20 protein-coding genes and 1 pseudogene are annotated in these 22,328 nt (G+C 72.1%); 7 read left to right on the top strand and 14 right to left on the bottom strand.

The window, feature by feature from the left end; all coding sequences use genetic code 11:
- Positions 1-122 precede the first annotated feature (122 nt).
- From ABT127_RS07365 to ABT127_RS07345, 5 genes are all read right to left on the bottom strand, one after another.
- Positions 123-719 (bottom strand): GTP-binding protein, encoded by a 597-nt coding sequence (locus tag ABT127_RS07365; RefSeq protein WP_351445539.1) that lies wholly within the window; start codon positions 717-719, stop codon positions 123-125.
- A complete protein-coding gene (locus tag ABT127_RS07360; protein ID WP_351445537.1) occupies positions 703-1,059 on the bottom strand; it encodes a DUF742 domain-containing protein in 357 nt (118 codons plus the stop codon). Before ABT127_RS07360 ends, ABT127_RS07365 begins: the two co-directional genes overlap by 17 nt.
- Positions 1,056-1,484 carry a roadblock/LC7 domain-containing protein gene (locus ABT127_RS07355; protein WP_111666118.1) on the bottom strand — a complete coding sequence of 143 codons (429 nt, stop codon included), beginning with the start codon at positions 1,482-1,484 and terminating at the stop codon, positions 1,056-1,058. The genes ABT127_RS07360 and ABT127_RS07355 overlap by 4 nt, the downstream gene beginning before the upstream one ends.
- Positions 1,481-3,838 (bottom strand): sensor histidine kinase, encoded by a 2,358-nt coding sequence (locus tag ABT127_RS07350; RefSeq protein ID WP_351445535.1) that lies wholly within the window; start codon positions 3,836-3,838, stop codon positions 1,481-1,483. Before ABT127_RS07350 ends, ABT127_RS07355 begins: the two co-directional genes overlap by 4 nt.
- A gap of 197 nt (positions 3,839-4,035) precedes the next feature.
- Complete coding sequence (locus ABT127_RS07345; protein WP_351445533.1) at positions 4,036-5,325, bottom strand: DUF5685 family protein; 1,290 nt, start codon at positions 5,323-5,325, stop codon at positions 4,036-4,038.
- A gap of 367 nt (positions 5,326-5,692) precedes the next feature.
- Between ABT127_RS07345 and ABT127_RS07340 the strand changes: the two genes are divergently transcribed.
- The gene (locus ABT127_RS07340) at positions 5,693-6,139 is read left to right on the top strand and encodes a cell division protein SepF (RefSeq protein ID WP_111666116.1); all 447 of its coding nucleotides are present in this window, start codon (positions 5,693-5,695) and stop codon (positions 6,137-6,139) included.
- Between the two features lie 70 nt (positions 6,140-6,209).
- On the opposite strand, the gene ABT127_RS07335 is transcribed toward ABT127_RS07340, so the two are convergent.
- A complete protein-coding gene (locus ABT127_RS07335) occupies positions 6,210-7,832 on the bottom strand; it encodes an MFS transporter (protein WP_351445531.1) in 1,623 nt (540 codons plus the stop codon).
- 249 nt (positions 7,833-8,081) lie between these two features.
- Between ABT127_RS07335 and ABT127_RS07330 the strand changes: the two genes are divergently transcribed.
- Positions 8,082-9,221 (top strand): putative hexosyltransferase, encoded by a 1,140-nt coding sequence (locus ABT127_RS07330; RefSeq protein WP_351445529.1) that lies wholly within the window; start codon positions 8,082-8,084, stop codon positions 9,219-9,221.
- 237 nt (positions 9,222-9,458) lie between these two features.
- Positions 9,459-10,448: a phosphatase PAP2 family protein gene (locus tag ABT127_RS07325; protein ID WP_351445527.1), complete on the top strand. Its 990-nt coding sequence runs from the start codon at positions 9,459-9,461 to the stop codon at positions 10,446-10,448.
- Positions 10,449-10,569: 121 nt separating this feature from the next.
- Here the strand turns inward: ABT127_RS07325 and ABT127_RS07320 are convergent, their stop codons facing one another.
- Positions 10,570-10,794, bottom strand: a complete 225-nt coding sequence (locus ABT127_RS07320; protein ID WP_351445525.1) for an I78 family peptidase inhibitor — start codon at positions 10,792-10,794, stop codon at positions 10,570-10,572.
- Between the two features lie 448 nt (positions 10,795-11,242).
- On the opposite strand from ABT127_RS07320, the pseudogene ctaD reads away from it, so the two are divergent.
- A pseudogene (gene ctaD, locus ABT127_RS07315) lies at positions 11,243-12,937 on the top strand (aa3-type cytochrome oxidase subunit I); the annotation flags it as partial.
- Here the strand turns inward: ctaD and ABT127_RS07310 are convergent.
- From ABT127_RS07310 to ABT127_RS07295, 4 genes are all read right to left on the bottom strand, one after another.
- A complete protein-coding gene (locus tag ABT127_RS07310) occupies positions 12,825-13,877 on the bottom strand; it encodes a helix-turn-helix transcriptional regulator (protein ID WP_351445523.1) in 1,053 nt (350 codons plus the stop codon). The pseudogene ctaD and the gene ABT127_RS07310 overlap by 113 nt on opposite strands.
- A 39-nt stretch (positions 13,878-13,916) precedes the next feature.
- Positions 13,917-14,696 carry a hypothetical protein gene (locus tag ABT127_RS07305; protein WP_351445521.1) on the bottom strand — a complete coding sequence of 260 codons (780 nt, stop codon included), beginning with the start codon at positions 14,694-14,696 and terminating at the stop codon, positions 13,917-13,919.
- Positions 14,697-14,749: 53 nt separating this feature from the next.
- Positions 14,750-16,009 (bottom strand): glycosyltransferase family 4 protein, encoded by a 1,260-nt coding sequence (locus ABT127_RS07300; RefSeq protein ID WP_351445519.1) that lies wholly within the window; start codon positions 16,007-16,009, stop codon positions 14,750-14,752.
- A gap of 364 nt (positions 16,010-16,373) precedes the next feature.
- Positions 16,374-16,880 carry an MTB12 C-terminal domain-containing protein gene (locus ABT127_RS07295; protein ID WP_351445517.1) on the bottom strand — a complete coding sequence of 169 codons (507 nt, stop codon included), beginning with the start codon at positions 16,878-16,880 and terminating at the stop codon, positions 16,374-16,376.
- Positions 16,881-17,093: 213 nt separating this feature from the next.
- Between ABT127_RS07295 and ABT127_RS07290 the strand changes: the two genes are divergently transcribed.
- Positions 17,094-17,537 carry a hypothetical protein gene (locus ABT127_RS07290; RefSeq protein WP_351445515.1) on the top strand — a complete coding sequence of 148 codons (444 nt, stop codon included), beginning with the start codon at positions 17,094-17,096 and terminating at the stop codon, positions 17,535-17,537.
- Between the two features lie 51 nt (positions 17,538-17,588).
- On the opposite strand, the gene ABT127_RS07285 is transcribed toward ABT127_RS07290, so the two are convergent.
- Together ABT127_RS07285 and ABT127_RS07280 are read right to left on the bottom strand one after the other, a co-directional pair.
- Positions 17,589-18,326 (bottom strand): LysM peptidoglycan-binding domain-containing protein, encoded by a 738-nt coding sequence (locus ABT127_RS07285; protein ID WP_351445513.1) that lies wholly within the window; start codon positions 18,324-18,326, stop codon positions 17,589-17,591.
- Between the two features lie 115 nt (positions 18,327-18,441).
- Positions 18,442-19,044 (bottom strand): LysM peptidoglycan-binding domain-containing protein, encoded by a 603-nt coding sequence (locus tag ABT127_RS07280; protein ID WP_351445511.1) that lies wholly within the window; start codon positions 19,042-19,044, stop codon positions 18,442-18,444.
- A gap of 408 nt (positions 19,045-19,452) precedes the next feature.
- Here ABT127_RS07280 and ABT127_RS07275 point away from each other — a divergent pair, with 408 nt between their 5' ends.
- Both ABT127_RS07275 and ABT127_RS07270 read left to right on the top strand, forming a co-directional pair.
- Positions 19,453-20,229: a DUF8842 C-terminal domain-containing protein gene (locus ABT127_RS07275; protein ID WP_351445509.1), complete on the top strand. Its 777-nt coding sequence runs from the start codon at positions 19,453-19,455 to the stop codon at positions 20,227-20,229.
- A 125-nt stretch (positions 20,230-20,354) separates the two neighbouring features.
- Entirely contained in the window at positions 20,355-20,756 is a 402-nt protein-coding gene (locus ABT127_RS07270; RefSeq protein ID WP_351445507.1) for a hypothetical protein, read from the top strand.
- 42 nt (positions 20,757-20,798) lie between these two features.
- Here ABT127_RS07270 and der read toward each other — a convergent pair whose 3' ends face one another.
- Positions 20,799-22,274 carry a ribosome biogenesis GTPase Der gene (gene der, locus ABT127_RS07265; protein ID WP_351445506.1) on the bottom strand — a complete coding sequence of 492 codons (1,476 nt, stop codon included), beginning with the start codon at positions 22,272-22,274 and terminating at the stop codon, positions 20,799-20,801.
- Between the last annotated feature and the right edge of the window lie 54 nt (positions 22,275-22,328).

The raw sequence follows: 22,328 nt of genomic DNA, 5'->3' as shown, positions 1-22,328 counted from the left end.
CCTCGTCTGCGGGCCGGTGGGGGCTGGTCGCGCAGTTCCCCGCGCCCCTGAAGGGGAGGCGGCGCGAAGCGCATGCCTCGGGGGCGCGGGGAACTGCGCGACCAGCCACGACGGCGCTCACATCACCGGGCGGCCACAACCCCCCGCCGCCCCCGCACCCGAACCCCGATGACCTGGTCCATCAGCGCGGCCAGGACATCGCGCACAGACCCCCGCGCCCGCGCATCGCACTCCACCACCGGCACCGACTCCCTCACTCCCAACGCCTCGCGGATCTCGCCGAGTTCGAACCGGTCCGACCCCTCGAACCGGTTCACGGCGAGCACGAACGGCGCCCCGTGCGCCTCGAAGTAGTCCAGCGCGGGGAAGCAGTCCTCGATGCGCCGGGTGTCGACGAGCACGACCGTGCCGAGCGCGCCTTCCACCAGGTCGTCCCAGAGGAACGAGAACCGGTCCTGCCCGGGCGTGCCGAAGAGGTACAGCGCGATCGTCGGATCGAGCGTGATGCGCCCGAAGTCGAGGGCGACCGTGGTGGTCGTCTTGCCCTCGACACCCGCCAACGAGTCGACGCCCACCGAGACCTGGGTGATCGCCGCCTCGGTGTCGAGCGGCTCGATCTCCGAGACCGCCCCGATGAAGGTCGTCTTGCCGACCCCGAGCCCGCCGCTGACCACGATCTTCACGGCCAGGGGGGCGACGCGTTCAGAGCGCCCTGACATGGTCCCTGATCCTTTCGAGGGTGTGGAGCGGCAGCTCCGTGGTTTGCGAACACGACAGCCGGCCGCCCACGACGAGGTCGGCGATGAGCACCTTGGCGACGCCGAGCGGAACTCCGACGGCCTCGGCCACATGGGCGACGGTGGTGGGCTCCTGACAGAGCGTCACGATGCGCTGGTGCTCGAAGGCGAGAGGCGCGGCACCGCCGTCCGGGGCGTCCACCGCGACCACGAGGGTCTCCAGCCGGAGATCGGCCTGGGCGGGCCGCACCCGTCCACCGGTGATAATGAAGGGACGCACGAAGGCTTCCGACGAGTCGCCGGGCTCGCGGGGCTCGCTCATCGCGGCAGCGTCTCCCGCAGATCGGCGATGAGCGTCGGCGTGAGCAGGTCTCCGGCGCGCTCGGCGAGCACCGCCATCTCGTAGCCCACGAGACCGAGTTCACCGCTGCTGTCCGCGAGCACCCCGAGACAGCTGCCGTCCCTGATCGCGGAGACCAGCAGGAAGCCGCGCCCCATCTCGATCATGATGAGCTTCACGCCGTCGAAGCTGTACCGCTTGGAGGCGCTGCGCGCGAGGCTGGAGAGCCCGGAGACGATGGCGGCCAGATGGTCGGCCTCGGTCCGCCCGAGTCCTTCGGACACGGCGATGAGCAGCCCGTCCGAGGAGACGGCGACGGCGTCGCGCACCCCGTCGGTGTTGCGGACGAAGTTGGCGAGCAGCCAGTTGAAGGTCTGCGAGTCGCCCCGCGTGTCGACGGTGGTCACTTGTCGCTCTGCCCTTCGCTGGTGTGCTGCTCGGTGCCCTCGGGGGCGGTTTCCCTGGCGGCCCGTTCCCGCTCCACGCTGATGGATCCGCGCATGTGGGCGCTGCGCAGGCCGGAGAGCATTCCGGAGACGTCCTCGGGGCTGCGCTCGACGGCGGGCCCCTCGGGTGCGGGCCTGGTGGGGGTGTCCGCCTCGGTCATGGCTTTCGTGATGGCGCTGCGCTGCGGGCGCTTGACGAGCCCGTTGCGGGTGCGGGACGCCGAGGAGGCGGACCTGGGTGCCGCGGCCGCGGCGACGGCCTGCTCCCGGCGCGGGGCGGGCAGCACGGCCTCGCCGCCGCCGGTGCGTCCGGCCGCGACCGGCCGGGCCGCGGCGGCCTTCACGGCCCGCTCCCTGGGGGTCTCCCCCTGGTGCGCGGCGGCCCTGGCCGCCGTCGGCTCCGCCTCGGTGAGCAGGGTGGACGGGATCAGGACCCGGGCGACGACGCCGGCGGCGGGCGCTTCGCCGAGCCGTACCTCGATGCCGCACTTGCGGGCGAGGGCGCCGACCACGAAGTGGCCGAGGAACCGGGTGGGTTCGGCCATGAAGCTGGCGGTGCCGGAGAGCCGTACGTTGGCCTCGGCGAGCGCCTGGGTGTCCATGCCGAGCCCATGGTCGACGATCGCGATGAGGTACCCGGCGCTGGTGCGCCGCCCCTCGACCTCCACGTCGGAGTCCGGCGGCGAGAAGCTCAGTGCGTTCTCCACCAGCTCGGCGAGCAGATGGGCGAGTTCGGCGACGACGGAGCCCGACACCTGGGCGGGCTCGACCCGGCGCAGCGTGACGCGGCGGTACTCCTCGACCTCGGAGAGCGAGGCGCGCAGGACGTCGTTGACGGACAGCGGGGTCGCCCAGGTGCGGGGGCTGGACTCCCCGGCGAGGACGAGCAGGGACTCGGCGTTGCGGCGCATGCGCGTGGCGAGGTGGTCGAGTTCGAAGAGGTTGGCGAGGGTGTCGGGGTCGGCGTCCTCGTGCTCCAGCTTGTTGATGAAGCCGATCTGCCGGCGCACCAGGTTCTGGTTGCGGCGGCCGAGGCTGACCAGTGACTCGGTGGCGTTCCTGCGCAGCACGGCCTGCTCGGTGGCGAGGTCGAAGGCGGCGCGCTGCACCCGGTCGAAGGCGTCGGCCACCTCGCGCACCTCGGCTCCGGCGCGGGCGTCGAGCCCGAGCGGCGCGGGCGGCGCGGGCGCCTCGCCCCCGGCGGCGGACTGCACGTCGGCGACGGCCCGCGGCAGCCGGACCCCGGCGACCTCGCGGGCCTCCTGGGCGAGTCCGCTGAGCGGCGCGGAGACGGATCGTACGCAGTCGCGGGCGAGGGCGCCGAGAGCGCCGATCACCGCGAGCGCGAGCAGCACGAAGAGCAGCAGGTCGCGCTGGGCGGAGCTCTCCAGGTCGGCGGCGCGCGACTCGACGTCGGAGCCGATGGAGATCTGGACGTCCCGCAGGCCGTTGATGGTCGAGGTCATCGTGTCCCACCAGGTCATGGGCGGGATGTCACGGGCGGCGAGCCGTCCCGCGCCGTGCACGGCGGTCGATTCGTAGGCGAGGGCGCGCTCGGCGTCGGGCGTGGCGAGGGCGGTGTCGAGCCGTCGCTGCTGCGCGCCGGTCGCGGTGCGCGGGAAGGTGGTCAGCGCGGCCAGCCGGCCCGACCTGATCTCCATGAACCGGCTGTAGTCGTCCCCGCGGAAGCGGCCGCCGGCCCGGACGGAGCCGAGCACGATGGCGCGCTCCTGCCCGAGGTACTCCTTGGCGGTGCCGAGGACCTGGAGCGACTGGTAGGCGTCGCGCAGCCGCGCGTCGTCGACGTCGCCGAGACCGCGGCCGGCCTTGGCGAACTGGGCGATGGTGTTGGTGAAGTAGTCGAAGGTGGCCTTCACCTGCCCGGAGCCGTCGTCCGCGGCGGCACGGATCCCGGCGAGTCCGCCGAGCCGCCCGAGCGCGTCGCGTGCCGCGCCGGCTCCCTCGCGCTGCGCGAGCGCGTCCTCCAGGGCGGTGCGGGCGGTGTCGGTGGCCTTGCGCTGGGCGGGGAGCTTGGCGGCGAACTGCTGGACACCGCCGACGTAGCCGGTGGTGAGGCCGCGCTCCTTCTGCAGCTCGTGGACGAGCCCCTGGAGGGTGACCTCCAGGCGGGCGTTGGCGGCGGTGGTGGACGCGCCGCGGTAGGCGGAGACCTGCTCGGCGGCGAAGACCCCGAGGAGGGCGAGGAGCACGGCGAGCGCGAGTCCGAGGATGCGCAGCAGCCGGGTACGGATGGTCGTGCTTGTTCTGGGCCTGGAGAGAGCCTTCTTGAAACGAACGGTCGACAGGAGATCCACGGAAGTGCCTTATGGAGAGGGCGAGTTGGCGGGGGCAGAAACGCTGCTTCTGCGCCCGCCCAACGACCTCTCTCAGGCTCCGGTCACCGGATCATGTGTTTGTTTTACGCCCCGGAAACAGCATCTTCGCCGCCCCGCAGGTGAACCCGTCACCGGGGCCCGGTGCCCGCGCCTCCGTATACAGGGCCAGCACCTCACTAACCGCAGTCGCAGCACGAGCAGCAGTCGCAGCAATCACAGCAGTCGCAGTCGGGACAGTCGCAGTCGCAGTTGCTGCAGCAGCCCTCCCGCTTCTTGCGCGACCAGGGGCCCTCGAACTCGTCGGCGCAGCAGACCTTGCAGGTGCAGCAGAGCCCGATCGCCACGGCGCACCCGGCGAGGAGCCCGCGCTTGCCGGGCTTGGGCGGCTGGAACGACGGCCCGCCGCCGAAGCCCCCGGGCCCGCCCGGCCCGCCGGGTCCCGAGGGTCCACCCGGGTTGCCGCCCCCGTACGGATTGTTGGACTCGTACGCGCCCGATCCCGTCGGCGCGTACGGGCTGCCCGGCGCCCCGGTCGGCGCCCAGCCGCCCTGCCCGTCCCGGCCTCCCGGCGCGGCCGCGGACCCGGTGTGCGCGCACGTCCCCGTGACCCCGAACACCCGGTCCACCGACCGCCCCACCTCGTGGGCGAGGAGCAGATGGGCCAGCTTGCCGTCCACGAAATCGACCTCGCGCAGGGCGAGCCGGATCCCGTGCACGGCGTCGTCGGCGAGCCGGCGTGCCTCGTCGAGGCCGGTGCCGGTCGCGGTCAGCGGGTTCCAGGCGCCGGACGCGGCGTCCTCGGCCAGGTCCTCCACGGCGTCGAGGAGGTGCGCGAGCCGCCCGAAGAGCCGTCCCGCCTCGGCGAGCGGCTCGGCGTTGTGCGGCCGTCCGGCGAGCCGCGCGGTGTGGGCGAACGCGGCGGCGGTCGCGGTCTCCGTCGGCTCGGTGACCGTGAGGAGGGCGGTGCCCGGTCCGGCCAGTGCCTCGATGCCGCCCTGCCGCTCGACCGCGTCGAGCAGCACCGCGGTGTCGAACCCGACGTCGGAGCCGGTGCGCGCGCCGGCCCGGCCCCAGCTCGCCGCGACCCTGCGGGCGGCGAGGGCGACCGGCCGGCGCGCGAAGAGCCCGTCCCGGTCGTCGACGTGGTCGCGCACCTTCGCGGCGGCCAGCACCAGGGAGACGGCGGCCGCGAGCCGGGCCCCCTCGCCCTGGGCGACGGACGCGGTGCGCATCCCGCGCAGCGGACAGGGCCCGGCCTGCCGCCGCCAGGACCCGGCGTCTCCCGGCCGCTCGGCCTGAGCCTCCGTCAGAACCGAGATCAACAGACCGTCATAGTTCGTGACGACCCGGGCGAACTGCCCGTGATCGCCGCGCAGCGCCAGACAGAGGCCGCACAGATGGGCCATCCACTGGGTCTTGAGGTGCTCTCCGAGCCGATGACTGCAGGGCCGGACAATTCCGAACAAGGCGACTCCCCCGTGCGCCGGATGACGAAGCGTCAACTGGGGCCGTCAACGACGCCCGATCGGCGCACCGCCGCCCAAGTGACCGTGAACGACCGCATCGTATCGAGCCTTCGTCCGCCTCCTCGTTCACTCGTACGCACCTCCGATCACCCAAACGCCGCGAAGAATCATATTTCACTCACCGTCAGCAGTCGGAGCCCGTACAGCCCTTGGGAACGCCGGGGCAACACCGTGTTGACTCTGCACCAGTACCGTCACGAAAACCCCGCGCGGCGACTATCCACTTGGCGCGGCATCCGCATCATGGATGAACATGGGGATGCAGGACATGCGGAACGCAGAGGAACCGCGGTGAGAGGAGGCGTCCATGGGATCGGTGCGCAAGGCGAGTGCCTGGCTTGGCCTCGTCGACGACAACGATGACGAGCGTTACTACGACGACGACTACGACGAGGGGCCCGAGCCCCCTGCGACCGGCGCCGCCTGGGTCACCGACCCGCGGGTGAAGGTCGCCGAGGACAAGGCCGAGGAAGAGGGCCGGCGCATCGGCACCGTGACCCCGGACAGCTTCCGCGACGCGCGCCGCATCGGGGAGATGTTCCGGGACGGGGTCCCGGTCATCATGAACCTCACGTCGATGGAGCCCGCCGACGCCAAGCGCGTCGTCGACTTCGCGGCGGGGCTCATCTTCGGCCTGCGCGGTTCGATCGACCGGGTCGCGAACCGGGTGTTCCTGCTGACCCCCGCGGACACGCAGATCGTGTCGGGACGGGAGGCCAAGGTTCAGCAGGACGGTTTCTTCAACCAGAGCTGACCGTCGGGTGGGCGGTGACACAGCCCCGCCCACCCACGGTCGGACGGCCCGGCACGGCCCTGTACGAGCCTTATACGACGGACGACTCGGCGCGGGACGGCCGGCGCGGGGCGGCGACCCCGGACGCCTCGGACGGCGGGGCCTCCTCGCACTCCATCCGGCGCGGCAGCCGCAGGGCGGCGAGCGCGCCGAGGAACAGCAGCACGGCGCTGACGATCAGGGTGACGTGCAGCCCGTGCACGAAGGCGGCCCGCGCGGCACGGCGCAGTGCGGCGCCCGCCGTGCCGCCCAGCCCGGCGGCGATCTGGTACGCCTCCCCCAGTGAGTGCCCCGCGGCCCCGCTGGTCTTCGCGGAGACCCCGGAGACGTGGTCGAGGCCGGGCGCGTACGCGGCGTTCATGACCGAGCCGAGCAGCGCGATGCCCATCCCCGCACCCAGCTGGTAGGAGGTCTCGCCGATGGCGGCGGCGCCTCCCGCGTCGTCGGACGGCGCCTCGGTGAGCATCGACTCGTAGGCCCCGAAGAGCGTGCTCTGGAAGCCGAAGCCGAGCAGTATGAAGCCGAAGCTGAGCAGCCACGGCCGGTCCTCCTGCCCCATCAGACAGAGCAGCAGCACGGCGCAGGCGGTCAGCGCGAAACCGGACGCCACCATGCCGCGCGGCCCGAACCGGCGCAGATTCGCGGAGCCGAGCACGCCCGCGGCCATCGCGGCGAAGGTGAGCGGCAGCATCCGCAGGCCGGTCTCCAGCGGGCTGAGCTCCAGCACCAGCTGGAGGTACTGCACGGCGATCAGCTCCAGGCCCACCAGCGCCAGCATGGCGATGACGATGCAGCCGACGGACGTCGAGAACGCGGCCCGGGCGAACAGCCGCATGTCGATCAGCGGATGCTCGCGCCGCCGCTGGCGCCGTACGAACAGCAGCAGGAGCACCGCTCCGGCCAGGAACGGCAGCACCGCCTCCGGGGCGAGCAGGTCCCGCTCGGTGCCCCACTGCTTGATGCCGTAGACGACGCCGAGGACGCCGAGCGCCGCGAGCAGCGCCCCGGCCAGGTCCCACGGCCCGTCCGAGCGGCCCTTGGACTCGGGCACCAGGATCCGGCACAGCGGCAGCATGACCGCCATCAGCGGAATGTTGATGAGGAAGACGGATCCCCACCAGTAGTGCTCGACGAGGAAGCCGCCGAGTACGGGTCCGGTGGCGGCGCCGATCGCGGCGACCGCGGTCCACACGCCGATGGCGACGGCCCGCTCGTTCCGGTCGGGGAAGACGTCGCGCAGGATCGACAGCGTCGCGGGCATGATCATCGCGCCGCCGATGCCGAGCAGGGCGCGGGCCGCGATGAGCACCTGGGCGGTGTCGGAGAAGACGGCGAGCGCGGAGGCCGCGCCGAACAGCGCGTAGCCGAGCAGCAGGATCCTGCGGCGGCCGACCCGGTCGCCCAGGGTGCCGAAGAGGATCAGCAGCGAGGCGCACACCAGTGGATACGCGTCGCCGATCCACAGCAGCTCGACCGAGGTGGGCTTGAGGTCCTCGGTGACCGAGGGCAGGGCGACGTAGAGGATGGTCGAGTCGAGCGCGACCAGGAGCAGGCTCGTGCACAGGACGACGAGGACGACCCAGCGATTGGTGCGGGCGCGCGTCGCGGCGAGCAGTCCGCGCAGCCGCCCGGTGGCCGTGCTCGTCCCGGACATGTGCGTACCTCCCAGTGGTCCTCGCGTTCGGCGGATCCGGGGGCTGGGGATGTCCCTCGGTCTCCGGTCGGGAGCAGTCGGCTCCCGGCCCCGCAGCGATAAGGCGAGTGAGCCGTCAGAGTACGCGAGTTCGGGCCGGTCACACGTGGCGGGTCTCTCACGGAACGGGCTCGCGCGTGTGGTGTGCGCCACTCGCGTCGCGGCGGGTGCCGTCCGGAGCACGGAAGGCGACCGCCGATAATCGGGGCCGTGACGGACGATGATCGACAAGACCGGCCCGGGCTGCGGCGGGCGGCCCCGGCCCTCCTCGGGTACGCGGCCGTGCGCGCCCTGGGCGTGCTCGTGCTGGCGCTGTGGAGCGCCGCCGAGGGCAAGAGCTGGCTGACGCTGCTGACCGCCCGCTGGGACTCGCTCTGGTACACGCGGGTCGCCGAGCACGGCTACGGCTGGTCGGTGACGCTGCCCGACGGGAGCGTCCACTCCAACCTCGCGTTCTTCCCGCTGCTGCCGTGGCTGGAGCGGCTGGGGTCGGCGCTCACCCCGCTGTCGTACGGCACGGCGGGCATGGTGGTGAGCTGGCTCGCCTCGCTGGCGGCGGCGTGGGGGATCTACGTGGTCGGGGCGCGGGTCTCCGGCCACCGGGCCGGGGTCTGTCTCGCGGTGCTCTGGGGCGCGCTGCCCATCGGGATCGTGGCGTCGATGGCGTACAGCGAGGCCCTGTTCACGGCGCTCGCGGCGTGGGGACTGTACGCGGTCCTGCGACGCCACTGGGTGACGGCCGGGCTGCTCGCCTCGCTGGCCGGGCTGACCCGGCCGATCGGCGCGGCGGTCGTGGCGGCGGTGTGGGTGGCGGCCGCGCTGTGGGTGCGCCGGGAGCGGCGGGTGCCGTGGCGGCTGGCGGCCGGGGTGCTGCTCGCGCCGGCGGGCGCGGCCTCGTACGTGCTGTGGGTCGGGCACCGCACCGGCGGCGGGCTCCTCGGCTATCTCGACGTCCAGGGGCAGTGGGGCAACGGCTTCGACGGCGGGCTGGCGTTCGCCCGGTTCGTCGCCGACAAGTTCACCTCGCTCCCCGGGGCGCTCGCCGGGACCGGGCTGATCGTCGGGGTCGTGCTCGTCCTGTGGCTGTACGTGACCGGGGTGCGCCAGGGTCAGCCGGCGCCGCTGCTCGTCTACACGGGGATCGTGCTCGCGCTTGCTCTGTGTTCCTCGGGGTACTTCGGATCGAAGCCCCGGCTGATGCTGCCCGCGTTCCCGCTGCTGCTGCCGCCGGCGGTGGCCCTGGCCCGGTGGCACACCCGCCGGCCTGCGGCGGCGTGGGTGCTGGGCGGGCTCGCGCTGCTCTCGGCCGGGTACGGAGCGTTCTGGCTCAACGGCTCGGGGCCGCCGTGACCGGTCCCGCCCGCCCCTGACCGGACGGAGAATTCCGTGCCAGCAAGCGGTGAACGCATTCAAAAGCGAACTAAAACGAGCCTGATTAAACGATCACCGAATTCACGGGAACAGCACTCTCCGGTAATCGGAATCCGGGGAATAAACCTCGCGCTGAGATCAATCCCACATCACATCGTCATCACAAAGCCCCTGTTTCGAGCCGGTCCACCACTCGCCCGCTGTAGCGTCGATTGGGTGCGTACCGAACCAAACCTGACCCGCCGGGTCGAGCGGGTCTTCGCCCGGCTCGACCGCGAGCCCGAACGGCCGGCGCATGTGGGGATGCCCCGCATGAGCCGGCACCGTGTCGTGCTCTTCGGGCTGACGCTGTCCTTCTACCTCGCGATCGTGGTGGCCGTGCTGGTCACGTCCTGGCTGGTCGCGTTCGACTGGCAGGTCATGTTCTTCCGGCCCTACCAGCAGTGGCCGGAGATCCACGCGTTCCTCGACTACTGGGTCGTGCTCGGCCAGCGCGGCCCGACGGCCGTGATGGTGACGGCCTGGCTGGGCTGGCGCTCGTGGCGCCAGCACACGCTGCGCCCCCTGCTGATGTTCGGAACCGCCCTGCTGCTGCTCAACGCGACGGTGGGCGCGGCCAAGTACGGCATGGGCCGCGCGGGCCCGCACTACGCCACCATGATCGGCTCGAACGAGATGTGGCAGGGCGGCGATATATTCCCCTCCGGCCACACGGCGAACGCGGTGGTGACCTGGGGCATCCTCGCCTATCTGGCCTCCACCCCGCGGGCCCGCCGCTGGCTCTCCGCCGTCTCCGCGGTGATCTCCCTCAGCGTCGGCCTGACCACCGTCTACCTCGGTACGCACTGGCTGAGCGACGTGCTCCTCGGCTGGGCCGCCGGCCTGCTGATCCTGCTCGCGCTGCCCTGGATCGAGCCGCTGGTCGCCCGGGTCGAGGCGCGGATCCTCGCGGTCCGCCACCGCCTCCGGGCCGCCCGCACGGGCGCCGAGCCGCCCCCCGAGCCGCTCCCGGCCCCCGCCCCCGCACGCACCCGCGAGCCGGTCGGGACGACGAACCGCCCGGGGAGCCGCCCCTCGGCGCTCCTCCCCCAGGGCCCGCACACACCGCGGGGCGAGCGCACCCCGGCCACCCCGGCGGGCAGCAGACGCCCCGCGGGCACCCGCGGATCGGCCCGGGCGGGCACCGCGGACCCGCAGCGGGCCTAGGACCCGCACGGCGGGTCCCCCAGAACAGCGGGGCCGGTACGCACAACCACCCCGCACGACGAAGGCCCCCGGAGCCGACAGGCTCCGGGGGCCTTCGCGCACGCGCGGCCCGTCGGGGACGTCACCCCTTCCAGCAGCGCGTCACCGTGCCGTCCCTGACCTCGAAGTTCAGCCGGCCCGCGCGGTACTCCATGGTGATGATCGCGCCGGGCGGCAGTTGCCGGACGCTCGACCAGCCCCGGTCGTGGGCCTGCCGCTCGGCGTTCTCGGCGTCGAGACCGACGTAGCGGTCGGGGGTGTCCTGGGAGTCCGAGGGTGGGGGCTGTGATCCCTGCGTGGGTGCCATGCCGCCACCGTAGGCCGTGTCCGCGGGCGGCGCCAGGCCCGCCCGGCTGCCCCCGTCGGACTGTCCTACTGTCACGCTTCCGTCACAAGATCACGACGAATCGCGACGCCGAGTTTCCGTCCGAGTTCCTCACACGTTCGAGCGGTTCCTTACTTCTTACGCAGTTCTTACGCGCCCTTGCCGCGCCCGGGGAAGCGCCGCCGGTACACGTAATTCCGGATCCCCCGCAATGGACGCGGCGTCGCTCTTCGGACAATTGGCGGGACACCTCCGGAGCATTCCCGCGCAATTCCGAAACCCGTGGTGGCACCGGCGAGTTGAGGCTGTCCGACAATTGCCTGTTCATGCCAGAAACCGGTGTACGCCCCCTGTCGCGGCGGTGGTCGCGCGAGCATCATGGCCTGAGTTCGAAGCGAGCCCGGGGCGCGATGCGGCGAGGGGGCAGGCGATGGGAACGACCGGGGTGGCGGCCGGACCGCACACGGCGGGACAGGTCCGCGAGCGGCAGCCGGGCCGCATCGTGGTGGACTGGCTGACCACGACCGACCACAAGAAGATCGGCCATCTCTACCTGATCACGGCCTTCGCCTTCTTCCTGGTCGGCGGTGTCATGGCGCTGCTGATGCGGGCCGAGCTGGCCCGCCCCGGACTGCAGGTCCTCTCCAACGAGGAGTACAACCAGCTCTTCACGATGCACGGCACGATCATGCTGCTGCTCTTCGCGACGCCGACCTTCGCCGGGTTCGCCAACGAGATCATGCCGCTGCAGATCGGCTCCCCCGACGTGGCGTTCCCGCGGCTGAACATGCTCTCGTACTGGCTGTTCCTCTTCGGCGGCCTGATCGTGCTGGGCTCGCTGGTGGTGCCGGGCGGCGCCGCCGACTTCGGCTGGTTCGCGTACGCGCCCCTGAACAGCCTGACCCGGTCGCCCGGGGTCGGCGCCGACCTGTGGATCATGGGGCTCGCGCTCGCCGGGTTCGGCACGATCCTGGGCTCGGTGAACTTCCTGACGACGATCATCGGGATGCGGGCGCCGGGCATGACGATGTTCCGGATGCCGATCTTCACGTGGAACACGCTGTTCACGTCGATCCTCGTGCTGCTCGCCTTCCCGGTGCTGGCCGCCGCGCTGCTGGTCCTCGAGGCGGACCGGCGGTTCGGCTCGGTGGTCTTCGAGCCGGAGAACGGGGGCGCGCTGCTGTGGCAGCACCTGTTCTGGTTCTTCGGCCATCCCGAGGTCTACATCATCGCGCTGCCCTTCTTCGGCATCATCAGCGAGATCATCCCGGTCTTCAGCCGCAAGCCGATCTGGGGCTACACGATGCTGGTCGGCGCGACCATGGCGATCACCGGACTGTCGGTGGTCGTGTGGGCGCACCACATGTTCGTGACCGGAGGGGTGCTGCTGCCCTTCTTCTCCTTCATGTCGTTCCTGATCGCGGTCCCGACGGGCGTGAAGTTCTTCAACTGGACCGGCACCATGCTCAAGGGATCGCTCTCCTTCGAGACACCGATGCTCTGGTCGGTCGGCTTCCTGGTGACGTTCCTGTTCGGCGGGCTGACCGGCGTGATCCTGGCCTCGCCGCCGATGGACTTCCACGTCTCGGACACGTACTTCGTCGTCGCGCACTTCCACTACGTCGTCTTCGGCACCGTCGTCTTCGCGACGTTCGGCGGCTTCTACTTCTGGTGGCCGAAGCTGACGGGGAAGCTGCTCGACGAACGGCTCGGGAAGATCCACTTCTGGACGCTGTTCGTCGGCTTCCACACCACGTTCCTGGTGCAGCACTGGCTGGGCGCGGAGGGCATGCCGCGCCGGTACGCGGACTATCTGGCGGCGGACGGGTTCACGGCGCTCAACACGCTGTCGTCCGCCGGCGCGTTCCTGCTCGGCCTCTCCACGCTGCCGTTCCTCTACAACGTCTGGAGGACGGCCAAGTACGGCACGAAGGTCGAGGTCGACGATCCGTGGGGCTACGGCCGCTCGCTGGAGTGGGCGACGGCCTGCCCGCCGCCCCGGCACAACTTCGTCACGCTGCCCCGGATCCGCTCGGAGTCCCCGGCGTTCGATCTGCACCATCCGGAGTTCGCGGCGTTCGAGGAGCGGGCCCTGTCGCCGACGACCGCCGCAGCGCACGGTCCAGACGATCCCGCACCGAGCTGATGGTGTCGGTGAGCGCGGCCGGCTCGACGACCTCGAACTCGAAGCCGGTGGACGCGATGTGCCAGACCATCACATCGAGGCTGGTGGCGCCGGTGCGCAGCAGACACGTCCGCGCGCTCTCGGCCTCGATCGTCCCGGCCGTCGGCGAGATCCGCTGCCGCGCCTCGTCCACCGGCGCGAGCAGCCGCACCACGGCCTCGGTGGCGTACGCGCGTGTGGAGACGCCCCGGGAGACGTAGGCGGCGAGGTCGTCGGCGGGCGGGGTACGCGGCGTGAAGCGCGGCCCGTGCGGGGGCGTCGGCGTGACCCGGTCGACGCGGAACGTGCGCCAGTCGGCCCGCTCCACGTCCCAGGCCACGAGGTACCAGCGCCGCTCGCTGCACACGAGGCGCAGGGGTTCCACGGTCCGCCGGCTCTGCTCGCCGCCGTGCCCCACGTACGCGAATCGCAGCCGCTCCGAGTCCCGGCAGGCGGCGGCGAGTTCGCTCAGCAGTCCGGGATCGACGGCCTCGGCTCCGGCGCCGCGCAGCATGGGCACGGTGTAGGCGTTCAGGGCGCCGACCCGCCGCCGCAGCCGGTGCGGCAGCACCTGCTCCAGCTTGGCGAGGGCCCGCACCGAGGTCTCGCCGATCCCGGCGATCCCCTGCCCCGCCGCCGTCCGCAGTCCCACCGCCACGGCGACGGCCTCGTCGTCGTCGAGCAGCAGCGGCGGCAGCTCGGCCCCCACGCCCAGCTGGTACCCGCCGCCGGTGCCCGGACTGGCGTGCACCGGGTACCCGAGCTCGCGGAGCCGGTCGACGTCCCGCCGCACGGTGCGCGCGCTGACACCGAGCCGCTCGGACAGTTCGGGCCCCGACCACTCGCGGTGGGCCTGGAGCAGGGAGAGCAGCCGAAGCAGCCGGGCGGAGGTCTCGAGCATGCGCCTGATTGTGCCCCGCGCGGGAGCACGGGGAGGCCCTCAGGACGTGGCGGCGCGCACCACCACGGCGAGATCGTTGTCACCGGTGTAGTAGGGCTCCGCGGTCAGGTCCCGGCCGGCCGCGGCCACCGGGGTCACCGGGTAGGCGAAGATCTGCTTCTTGTCGGCGATGTCGTCGAGCAGCCGGGCCACCCGCACCTCGGGGCCGTCCTCGCCGCTCGGCCGCACCCACAGGTCCCAGCGCCCCTCGGACAGCTCCTCGTAGGCGATCCGCAGGGTGAAATCGGGCCCGTCCACCTCCACTTCGCCCCGGAGCACGGGGCCCTCGCCGCCGCGCGCCCGCACCTCTGCGCTCGCCTTGGCCGTGATGGGCGTGCCGTAGACGCGGCCGTGCACGCTCAACTCGGTTCCGGTGATGAGGAGTTCGCCGGCCTCCGCGTGCGGCGCGCGCCGCCAGCTGCGCACCGACAGGTTGCCGTTCTTCGTGGCGTACGGGATGCGGACGGCGACGTGGCCGCGCGAGCCGCTGGGCGCCCGGTCCACCAGTGACCGCAGATCGTTCACGCCCGGCACGAGCCGGACCGGTTCGCCGCCGGCGACCTCGGCGAACGCGTCCCAGCGCCCCTCGGCCAGTTCCACCCCTATCGGCAGCGAGGCACGCAGCCGTCCGTCGCCGACCGGGGCGAGCGGCAGCCGCATCTCCTGGCCGCCGGCCCGCTCGACGAGGACGAGGTACGCGGAGCCGTCCGCTCCGTGGTCGGTGACGTCGAAGGTGAGGCCTCCGGCGGAGTCGGCGATGCAGTCTGCGCGGGGTGCCATGAGAACGGTCCTGTCGTCGGACTCGAACGTCGATGCGGGCGTGGCCAGCGGTGTCATGCGGTGCGCCCCTTCCCCGACGAACCGAACAGGGAGCGGCTCGCGTCCCGGACGGCGTAGGCGCCGCCGAGCAGGGAACCGCGGGCCCGGTGCAGCAGGTTCACGGAGCCGCCGCGCCCGGCCAGCGAGCCGAAGAGGGCCTCGTAGCGCTCGGCGATCCGGGCCGGGTCGAACCGCTCGGAGCTGGTGAGGGCGCGCGACGCCATCTCCTGGCGCCGCTTGTCGTCGTTGATGAGTTCCAGCAGGCCGCCGGCGATCGCGTCGACGTTCCCGACCTCGACGAGGCGGCCGTCGATCCCGTCGTGGATGATCTCGCCGGGCCCGTGCGGGCAGTCGGTGGCGACGACCGGCAGCCCGCACCGCATGGCCTCGACGATGGTCATGCCGAACGACTCGAAGGTCGAGGTCACGGCCGCGACGGAACCTTTCGCCCATTCCGGCTCGATCGGGTTGGCCGGACCCATGAGGAAGACGTGGTTGTAGAGCCCGAGCTGGTCGATGAGGGCGCGCAGCTTGTCCTTCTGACGGCCCGCGCCGTAGATCCGCAGCCGCCAGTCGGGGCGCTCGGCGCGCACCTTGTCGAAGGCCCGGATCAGCAGGTCGTACCGCTTGACGGGGGCGAGCCGCCCGGCGGCCACGACCCACTTGGCGTCACCGTCGGCGGGGCTGATCCCCGGGGCGGGCACCGGGTTGGACATGGCCTCGATGCGGACACCGGGCAGCCGCATGCGCTCGCGGTAGGCGCGGGCGTCGGCCTCGGTGGTGGTGGTGAGGGCGTCCAGCCGCGGGTAGACCTTGCGCAGCTGCCGCAGCAGGCCCGGCGCATGGGTGTCGAGGGTGAGGTGCTCCTGGCCGACGCGCAGCGGGCCGCGCCGGGTCTCCTTGGCGAGGTGCACATTGAGCCCCGGCCGGGTGCCGACGACGACGTCCGCCTCGACGCCCGCCAGGTACTCGGCGATGCGCCGGTCGGTGAGCGCGCTGTACTGCTCGTAGCGGCCCTCCTGACGCGGGAAGACCGCGGCGGGCTCCTTGGACGCCGGGTCCCCGCCGTCATAGCCGGCCGAGTCATTGCGCAGATCGACCAGGTGACGCAGCCGGACGCGCTGGTCGGGCGCGAACACCGGCTCGTCGCGGTGCCGGAAGACCGATACGACCTCCACGTCGTGCTGCTCCGCCAGCGTGTTGGCGAGGTTGTACGTGGTGCGGATCGTCCCTCCGATCCCATACGCGTTGTGAATCAGGAAAGAAATCTGCATGCGTCCCCGTATCCCACCATTCCGCGCGGACAGTCCGGATCATCGGTTCTGTCGGCTCAATCCGTCTCCTCCGCCTACCAGATGGTTAGACGGAGATGCCCGGGCGAGGGTTGTTCATCATCATCATCTTGTTCCAGAACAGTTGCCTTATTGGTAGGCAATATGAGGAACCATTTGGCCACTCTGTCCATCAGGGTCACGTCATTGCTGGTGAGGAGGGTGCGGAGCGTCAAAGCTCGTGTCGTTCACGTCACCGCTCCGGGTGATTCACCGGCGACCGGCCGCGGAGACGACGCCGGAGGTGCGCCTTCGAGGGGGCAACCCTGGCGGGGCCGTCCTCGAAGGCGCTCTCCGGCAGCCGCCGTCAGCAGCCCGGAGCGGGTGACGCGCGGCCGCTGAGCCGCACCAGCGCGCACAGCGTCCTGACGGACACCTTCCAGACGCCGTCCTGCTCCACGGAGACGCCCTTGGCGTCGGGGAGCATCGTGGCGCCCTTGAGTGCGAGCGAGTACGTCACGTCGGCGGAGGTCGGCGAGGTGAAGGCGACCTTCGTGACCTCCGCCTGCACCCGGCCGCCCCGCTTGTCCCCGTTGAAGCTCTCCAGGACCTTCTGCATCACCGACCCGTTCTCCAGGAGCTCGGCCTTCTGGTCGAGCGGTACGTCCGGGTCGAAGAACTTCTTCCAGTTGGCCTTGATCTGCCGCTCCGCGGCGGCCGGGTCGGCCGGTGCGGTCGCCGACGCCGACGGTTGTCGTGTCGTCGGTGTCCGCGTGCCCCCGTCCGAGCCGCCCGAACCGCCGCACGCCACCAGAGCGGGCCCCAGCGCGAGCACCGCGGCGAGGGCCGTGAACCGCCCGCACCGAACCGCCATGATCCTGTTTCCGAACATCAACTGGCTCACCACCGGATGTCGGTCCGGGCCTCAACCGCGCCCGGAGCTTTCAGGGTTGGCCTCCAGAAGGCATAGTGCAAGTGATCGGACGACAAAGCCATACAGAGCCGGACACCGCCGGATACGACCGAAAAGAGGCCGCCCGCGACGGCTTCGGCGGACATTCGACACGACGACGGTGGGGAGCCACCCATGCGGACAGTCCGGCCCCGCGCATCCGACCTGCATCCCGTGCTGTGGACGGGCCTCGCCGCGCTCGCCGGCGGCGCGGTGCTCTGTGTCGTCGGCTGGTGCGGGATGTCGGGAGAACGCCACGCCGAGCGCCAGCTGCCCTATCTGGCCTCGTGCACGGTGCCGGGCTCGGCCCTGATCATCGCGGGGGCGATCCTCCTCACGTACGGCAGGAGCACCCTGACGAGCGCCCGGGTGGCGGAGCTGTACGAGCTGCTCGTCCCGCCCGAGCCGCGGCCCGCCGCCCCGGGGCGGCCGCTGACGGTCCCCGGCGGGACGCTGTGGCACCGCGCCGACTGCCCGCTCCTCGAGGGCGCGCCGCGGGCGGTGCCGGCGGACGGCCCCGCGATCGCCGCGGGCGGGCTCGGCCCGTGCCCCGTCTGCGCGCAGCAGACCGGGGCCTGACGCCCGGCTCCGCTCACCGTGGCCGGGGACTCCGGCGCGGGACCGTGGTGCTCAGCGCTGTGACGCCCGAGCTGTCCTCTTCGCCGAGGGCTTCTTCTTGGCCGACGGCTTCTTCTTCGCCGAGGGCTTCTTCGAGACCGACGGCACCGACGGCCTCTCTTGCACCGATGGCCTCTTCTTCGCTGACGGCTTCTTCGTGGCCGACGGTTTCGTCTTCACCGTCTCCCTCGGAGCCGTGGTCCGGCCCCCGGGAACGACCAGCGTCGTTCCCACGCCCAGCCGGTCCGGGTGCGGCCCCACCGTGTCCCGGTTCGCGTCGTAGAGCGCCTGCCAGCCGCCCTTCACCTTGAGGCGCCGGGCGATCGACGCCAGGGTCTCCCCGCTCTTCACCACGTGCACACGGCCCTGGAGCCCGTACTTCTTCGCGCACGCGGGCCAGGCCTGCCAGCCCTGCGTGCGCAGCACCTCCTCGGCGACCTCGATCTGTTCGGCGCGGGTGGCGAGGTCGGCGCGCGGCGCGTACGCGAGGCCGCCGTGCTCCTTCCAGGTCGGCTGCCAGAACTGGAGCCCGCCGTAGTAGGAATTGCCGGTGTTCGCGTGCCAGTCGCCGCCGCTCTCGCACTCGGCGAGGCAGTCCCACGGCCAGTCGCCCCGGGCGCAGTCGGCGGGCCCGGCAACGGTGTGCGGCCGGTGGGCGGCGCCCAGCGCGGGCGCCGGCGCGACGGCCACGGCGAGCAGCGAGGCGAGCAGGGCGCAGGACGCCGGGAGCAGCGGGGGCAGCAGACGCATCGCGTCACGCTAAGCAGCGGGCCCGGAGCGGGCCGCCGTGCCGCGCCGCGGGGACCGTGGCCCCACCCGGTCGGCGGACCGGACGGGCGGGACCACGGCGCACCACCCTCCGCGGCTACCGGATCAGCAGGTGCTGGCCCGGCAGGATCAGGTCCGGGTCGCCGCCGACGGCGCTCCGGTTGACGGTGTACAGGCGCTGCCAGGTGGTGCCGTGGGCCGACGCGATCCGGCCGAGGGTGTCGCCGTCGCGGACGACGTACCCACCGCTTCGGGTCGCGCCACGGTCGGCGTGGCCCGTGGCGCGTTCGGGGACCGCGGCCTTCGGGGCCGACTCGGTGACGACCGGGGCGGAGCCGGACGACGGCGCGCCGCCGTAGGCACCGGCACGGACCGAGCAGGTGGGCCAGGCGCCCCAGCCCTGCGCGCGCTGCACCCTGGCCGCGACGGCGATCTGCTGGGGCTTCGACGCCCCGTCGGCCGTCGACGCGTAGGCCCCTCCGCCGTACGCGCGCCAGGTGCCGGCGGAGAACTGGAGCCCGCCGTAGTAGCCGTTACCGGTGTTGATGTGCCAGTTGCCACCGCTCTCGCAGCGGGCGATGCGGTCCCAGACGCCGGAGTCGGCCGCGTGGGCCGAGCCGGCCGTCGCCAGGAGACCGAGCGGGGCGAGCAGAGCCGCCCCGGCGAGAACCGCTGTCGTTCGAGCCGTACGAATCGGCACACACATGAGTGATCCCTCTCGTGGACTGCTCGTTGCAGACGGCGGTGGAATCTAGGCAGCGGACGTGCACGGCATCAACCAACCGGCCGTCACACCAGGCCAGTTGGTCGTTACTCGAAGTAGCGACGCATTCAAGCCACCCACTTCATTAGCTGATTTCAGGATTTGTCGACCTGGCCCCTCGTGGATCTGTGACCCACTTCACCCACTCAACTTGCTTGGAACCCCTACAAGTTGGCAGGGAGTGACGCATTCCGGGGCGGGTCTCACGGTGCGCGTCCGATGGGTGAATTCCGTTCGGTTCCGGGCGTGACTCCGGCCACAGATCACCCGTTGTCCCTTCATCAGCACTCTCTGTCCCCGCATCGGCACTCGCCTGCGGGGCCGACCGACCCTGAGGAGCCACCCGTGCCGCGCTTGCTCGACGTCAGTGACGACGTACGCGCCGAGATCGGCGACGAAGAAGCCGACCGGCTGCTCGCCGGGGGCAACGCCCCGGGCAGCTACGACTGCACGTCCTGCCGCACCGCGGGGGACTCGGAACAGGAGCACACCAGCACCGTCCTGTTCGTCGGTGACGAGACCGCCGTGCTCGCCTTCGCCCACGCCGCCTGCCTGCCCTCGCAGGTCGTCCGGGTCGCCGAGGACCAGTTGCAGGGCGCCGTCCGCTCCGTCGCCGGCGCCCCCGACGAGATCCCCGGTGCCGCCCCGTCCCAGGCCGTGCTCGGGGTGACCAGCGGCCTCGTCCTGATCGCGGGCGACCTGCACCCCGCGCTCGTCGTGGAGCCCACCGGGCCCATCGCCCGGCCCGGCGCCGACTCCGGCGACGACTTCCTGCCCCTCCTGATCGAGCAGGGCTTCATGCCGGTGACCGGCCTGGAGGAGGCGCCGCGCGGCCTCGACGGCTGGTCGGTGCTGCTCGCCATGGGACAGCTGCACGCCGTCCTCCAGCCCGGCACCGGCGGCGCGCCCTCGCAGGTCGCCTGGTGGCAGGCGCACCAGCCGCTGCTCGTCACCGAGGGCTGGCGGGCCGCCGCCAACAAGACGCAGAAGGTGCTCGTCTTCGCCACCCCCGCGGGCTCGATCGGCCGCCAGCCGCGCGAGGACCTCCTGCGCGACGCCCTCGACAAGGCCGCGGCGAACGGGCGGCTGGTCGCCGCCGCGCTGCCGCTGGCGGGCACCTGAGCCCTTCCGCACCCCGTAGAACCGACGGCCCGGACCCTCACGAATGCGCCGGTCACCCTCCTGACGCCCCGCAAAAGCCGAGGCCAAGGGCGCATCTGTAGAGGTTCCGGGTCGTTGGCACCTATGTGCACCCATACGACCCCACCGTGTCCGGACGGCGTCAGCCGTACCCGAGCCAGATCCCGTCGATGCGCCCCGCCGAGGACCACCAGGGCAGCCACCCGAGCGGCCACGCAGGCGGCCACGCGACCGGCTACTCGGGCGGCTACTCGGCCACGCCCATCTACGACGCCCTCTACGCGGAGTACCTCAGGTCCTTCCGGGCGCTGCCCGGCGACCGCACGGGCGAGGAGGATCTCGGGTTCACCGGCTTCGGCACCGGTCCGTACGGCGCACGCCACCACACCCCGCACTACCCGTCGGCGCACCAGCACCAGCCCTGGCAGCCACAGACGAACGGGCGGCAGCACGGCCAGGGACATCACTTCCCGGCCGCACTGCCGCCCGCTCCGCGCCGCGAGCACTGAGAGCGCCCCGGCGCAGCCGCTCAGCGGCTGTTCCCGCGTCTGCTACTTCTTCTTGCCGCGCTTCTCGCGCACCCGGACGGAGATGTGGATCGGCGTTCCGTCGAAGCCGAACTCCTCGCGCAGCCGGCGCTCGACGAAGCGGCGGTAACCGGCCTCGATGAACCCGGAGGCGAACAGCACGAACCGCGGGGGCTTCGTACCGGCCTGCGTCCCGAAGAGGATGCGGGGCTGCTTGCCGCCGCGGACCGGGTGCGGGTGGGAGGCGACGAGCTCGCCGAGGAAGGCGTTCAGCCGGCCGGTGGGGACGCGGGTCTCCCAGCCGGCGAGCGCCGTCTCGATCGCCGGGACCAGCTTCTCCATGTGGCGGCCGGTGCGCGCCGACACGTTCACCCGGGGAGCCCAGGCGATCTGGCCGAGCTCGGTCTCGATCTCGCGCTCCAGGTAGTAGCGGCGCTCCTCGTCGAGGGTGTCCCACTTGTTGAAGGCGACGACGACGGCGCGGCCCGCCTCGACCGCCATCGTCACGATGCGCTGGTCCTGGATGGAGATGGACTCGGAGGAGTCGATCAGGATGACCGCGACCTCCGCCTTCTCGACGGCGGCGGCGGTGCGCAGCGAGGCGTAGTAGTCGGCGCCCTGCTGGAGGTGGACGCGCTTGCGGATGCCCGCCGTGTCGACGAACTTCCAGGTGACGCCGCCCAGCTCGATCAGCTCGTCGACCGGGTCGCGGGTGGTGCCCGCCAGCTCGTTGACGACGACGCGGTCCTCGTTCGCCACCTTGTTCAGCAGCGACGACTTGCCGACGTTCGGGCGGCCGATCAGCGCGATGCGGCGCGGGCCGCCGACACCGACGCCGCCGAACGTCTGCTGCGGCGCCTCGGGCAGCGCCTCCAGGACGGCGTCCAGCATGTCGCCGGTGCCGCGGCCGTGCAGCGAGGAGACCGGGTGCGGCTCGCCGATGCCGAGCGACCACAGGGCGGTGGCGTCGGCCTCGCCGGACGGGCCGTCGACCTTGTTGGCGCAGAGCACCACCGGCTTCTTGGCCTTGCGCAGCAGCCGGACGACCGCCTCGTCGGTGTCGGTGACGCCGACCGTGGAGTCGACCACGAAGACGACGGCGTCGGCGGTCTCGATCGCGTACTCCGCCTGGGCGGCGACGGACGCGTCGATACCGAGCACGTCCTGCTCCCAGCCGCCGGTGTCGACGACCTTGAAGCGGCGGCCCGCCCACTCGGCCTCGTAGGTGACGCGGTCGCGGGTGACGCCCGGCTTGTCCTCGACGACGGCCTCGCGGCGGCCGATGATGCGGTTCACCAGGGTCGACTTGCCGACGTTCGGGCGGCCGACGACGGCGAGCACGGGCAGCGGGCCGTGGCCCGCCTCCTCGATGGCGCCCTCGACGTCCTCGATGTCGAAGCCCTCTTCGGCGGCGAGCTCCATGAACTGCGCGTACTCCGCGTCGCCGAGCGCCCCGTGCTCGTACTCCGGGGAGTCCTCGGGCTGGATCTGGTCGTTCATGAAGTCCGTACCTCGTCGTTCATTCGTGGTGATCGGTGCGCCGTCTCGGTCGGA

This window comes from Streptomyces sp. NPDC001904 (assembly GCF_040297005.1).
Classification (GTDB): domain Bacteria; phylum Actinomycetota; class Actinomycetes; order Streptomycetales; family Streptomycetaceae; genus Streptomyces.
The sequence above is the reverse complement of the archived record's forward strand: the minus strand, read 5'-3'. Positions and strand labels throughout refer to the sequence as shown.

Coding starts and splice junctions, on each gene's coding strand:
- ABT127_RS07365 (WP_351445539.1), bottom strand. CDS start 719: ATGTCAGGGCGCTCTGAACGCGTCGCCCCCCTGGCCGTGAAGATCGTG.
- ABT127_RS07360 (WP_351445537.1), bottom strand. CDS start 1,059: ATGAGCGAGCCCCGCGAGCCCGGCGACTCGTCGGAAGCCTTCGTGCGT.
- ABT127_RS07340 (WP_111666116.1), top strand. CDS start 5,693: ATGGGATCGGTGCGCAAGGCGAGTGCCTGGCTTGGCCTCGTCGACGAC.
- ABT127_RS07335 (WP_351445531.1), bottom strand. CDS start 7,832: ATGTCCGGGACGAGCACGGCCACCGGGCGGCTGCGCGGACTGCTCGCC.
- ABT127_RS07320 (WP_351445525.1), bottom strand. CDS start 10,794: ATGGCACCCACGCAGGGATCACAGCCCCCACCCTCGGACTCCCAGGAC.
- ABT127_RS07310 (WP_351445523.1), bottom strand. CDS start 13,877: ATGCTCGAGACCTCCGCCCGGCTGCTTCGGCTGCTCTCCCTGCTCCAG.
- ABT127_RS07305 (WP_351445521.1), bottom strand. CDS start 14,696: ATGGCACCCCGCGCAGACTGCATCGCCGACTCCGCCGGAGGCCTCACC.
- ABT127_RS07300 (WP_351445519.1), bottom strand. CDS start 16,009: ATGCAGATTTCTTTCCTGATTCACAACGCGTATGGGATCGGAGGGACG.
- ABT127_RS07295 (WP_351445517.1), bottom strand. CDS start 16,880: ATGGCGGTTCGGTGCGGGCGGTTCACGGCCCTCGCCGCGGTGCTCGCG.
- ABT127_RS07290 (WP_351445515.1), top strand. CDS start 17,094: ATGCGGACAGTCCGGCCCCGCGCATCCGACCTGCATCCCGTGCTGTGG.
- ABT127_RS07285 (WP_351445513.1), bottom strand. CDS start 18,326: ATGCGTCTGCTGCCCCCGCTGCTCCCGGCGTCCTGCGCCCTGCTCGCC.
- der (WP_351445506.1), bottom strand. CDS start 22,274: ATGAACGACCAGATCCAGCCCGAGGACTCCCCGGAGTACGAGCACGGG.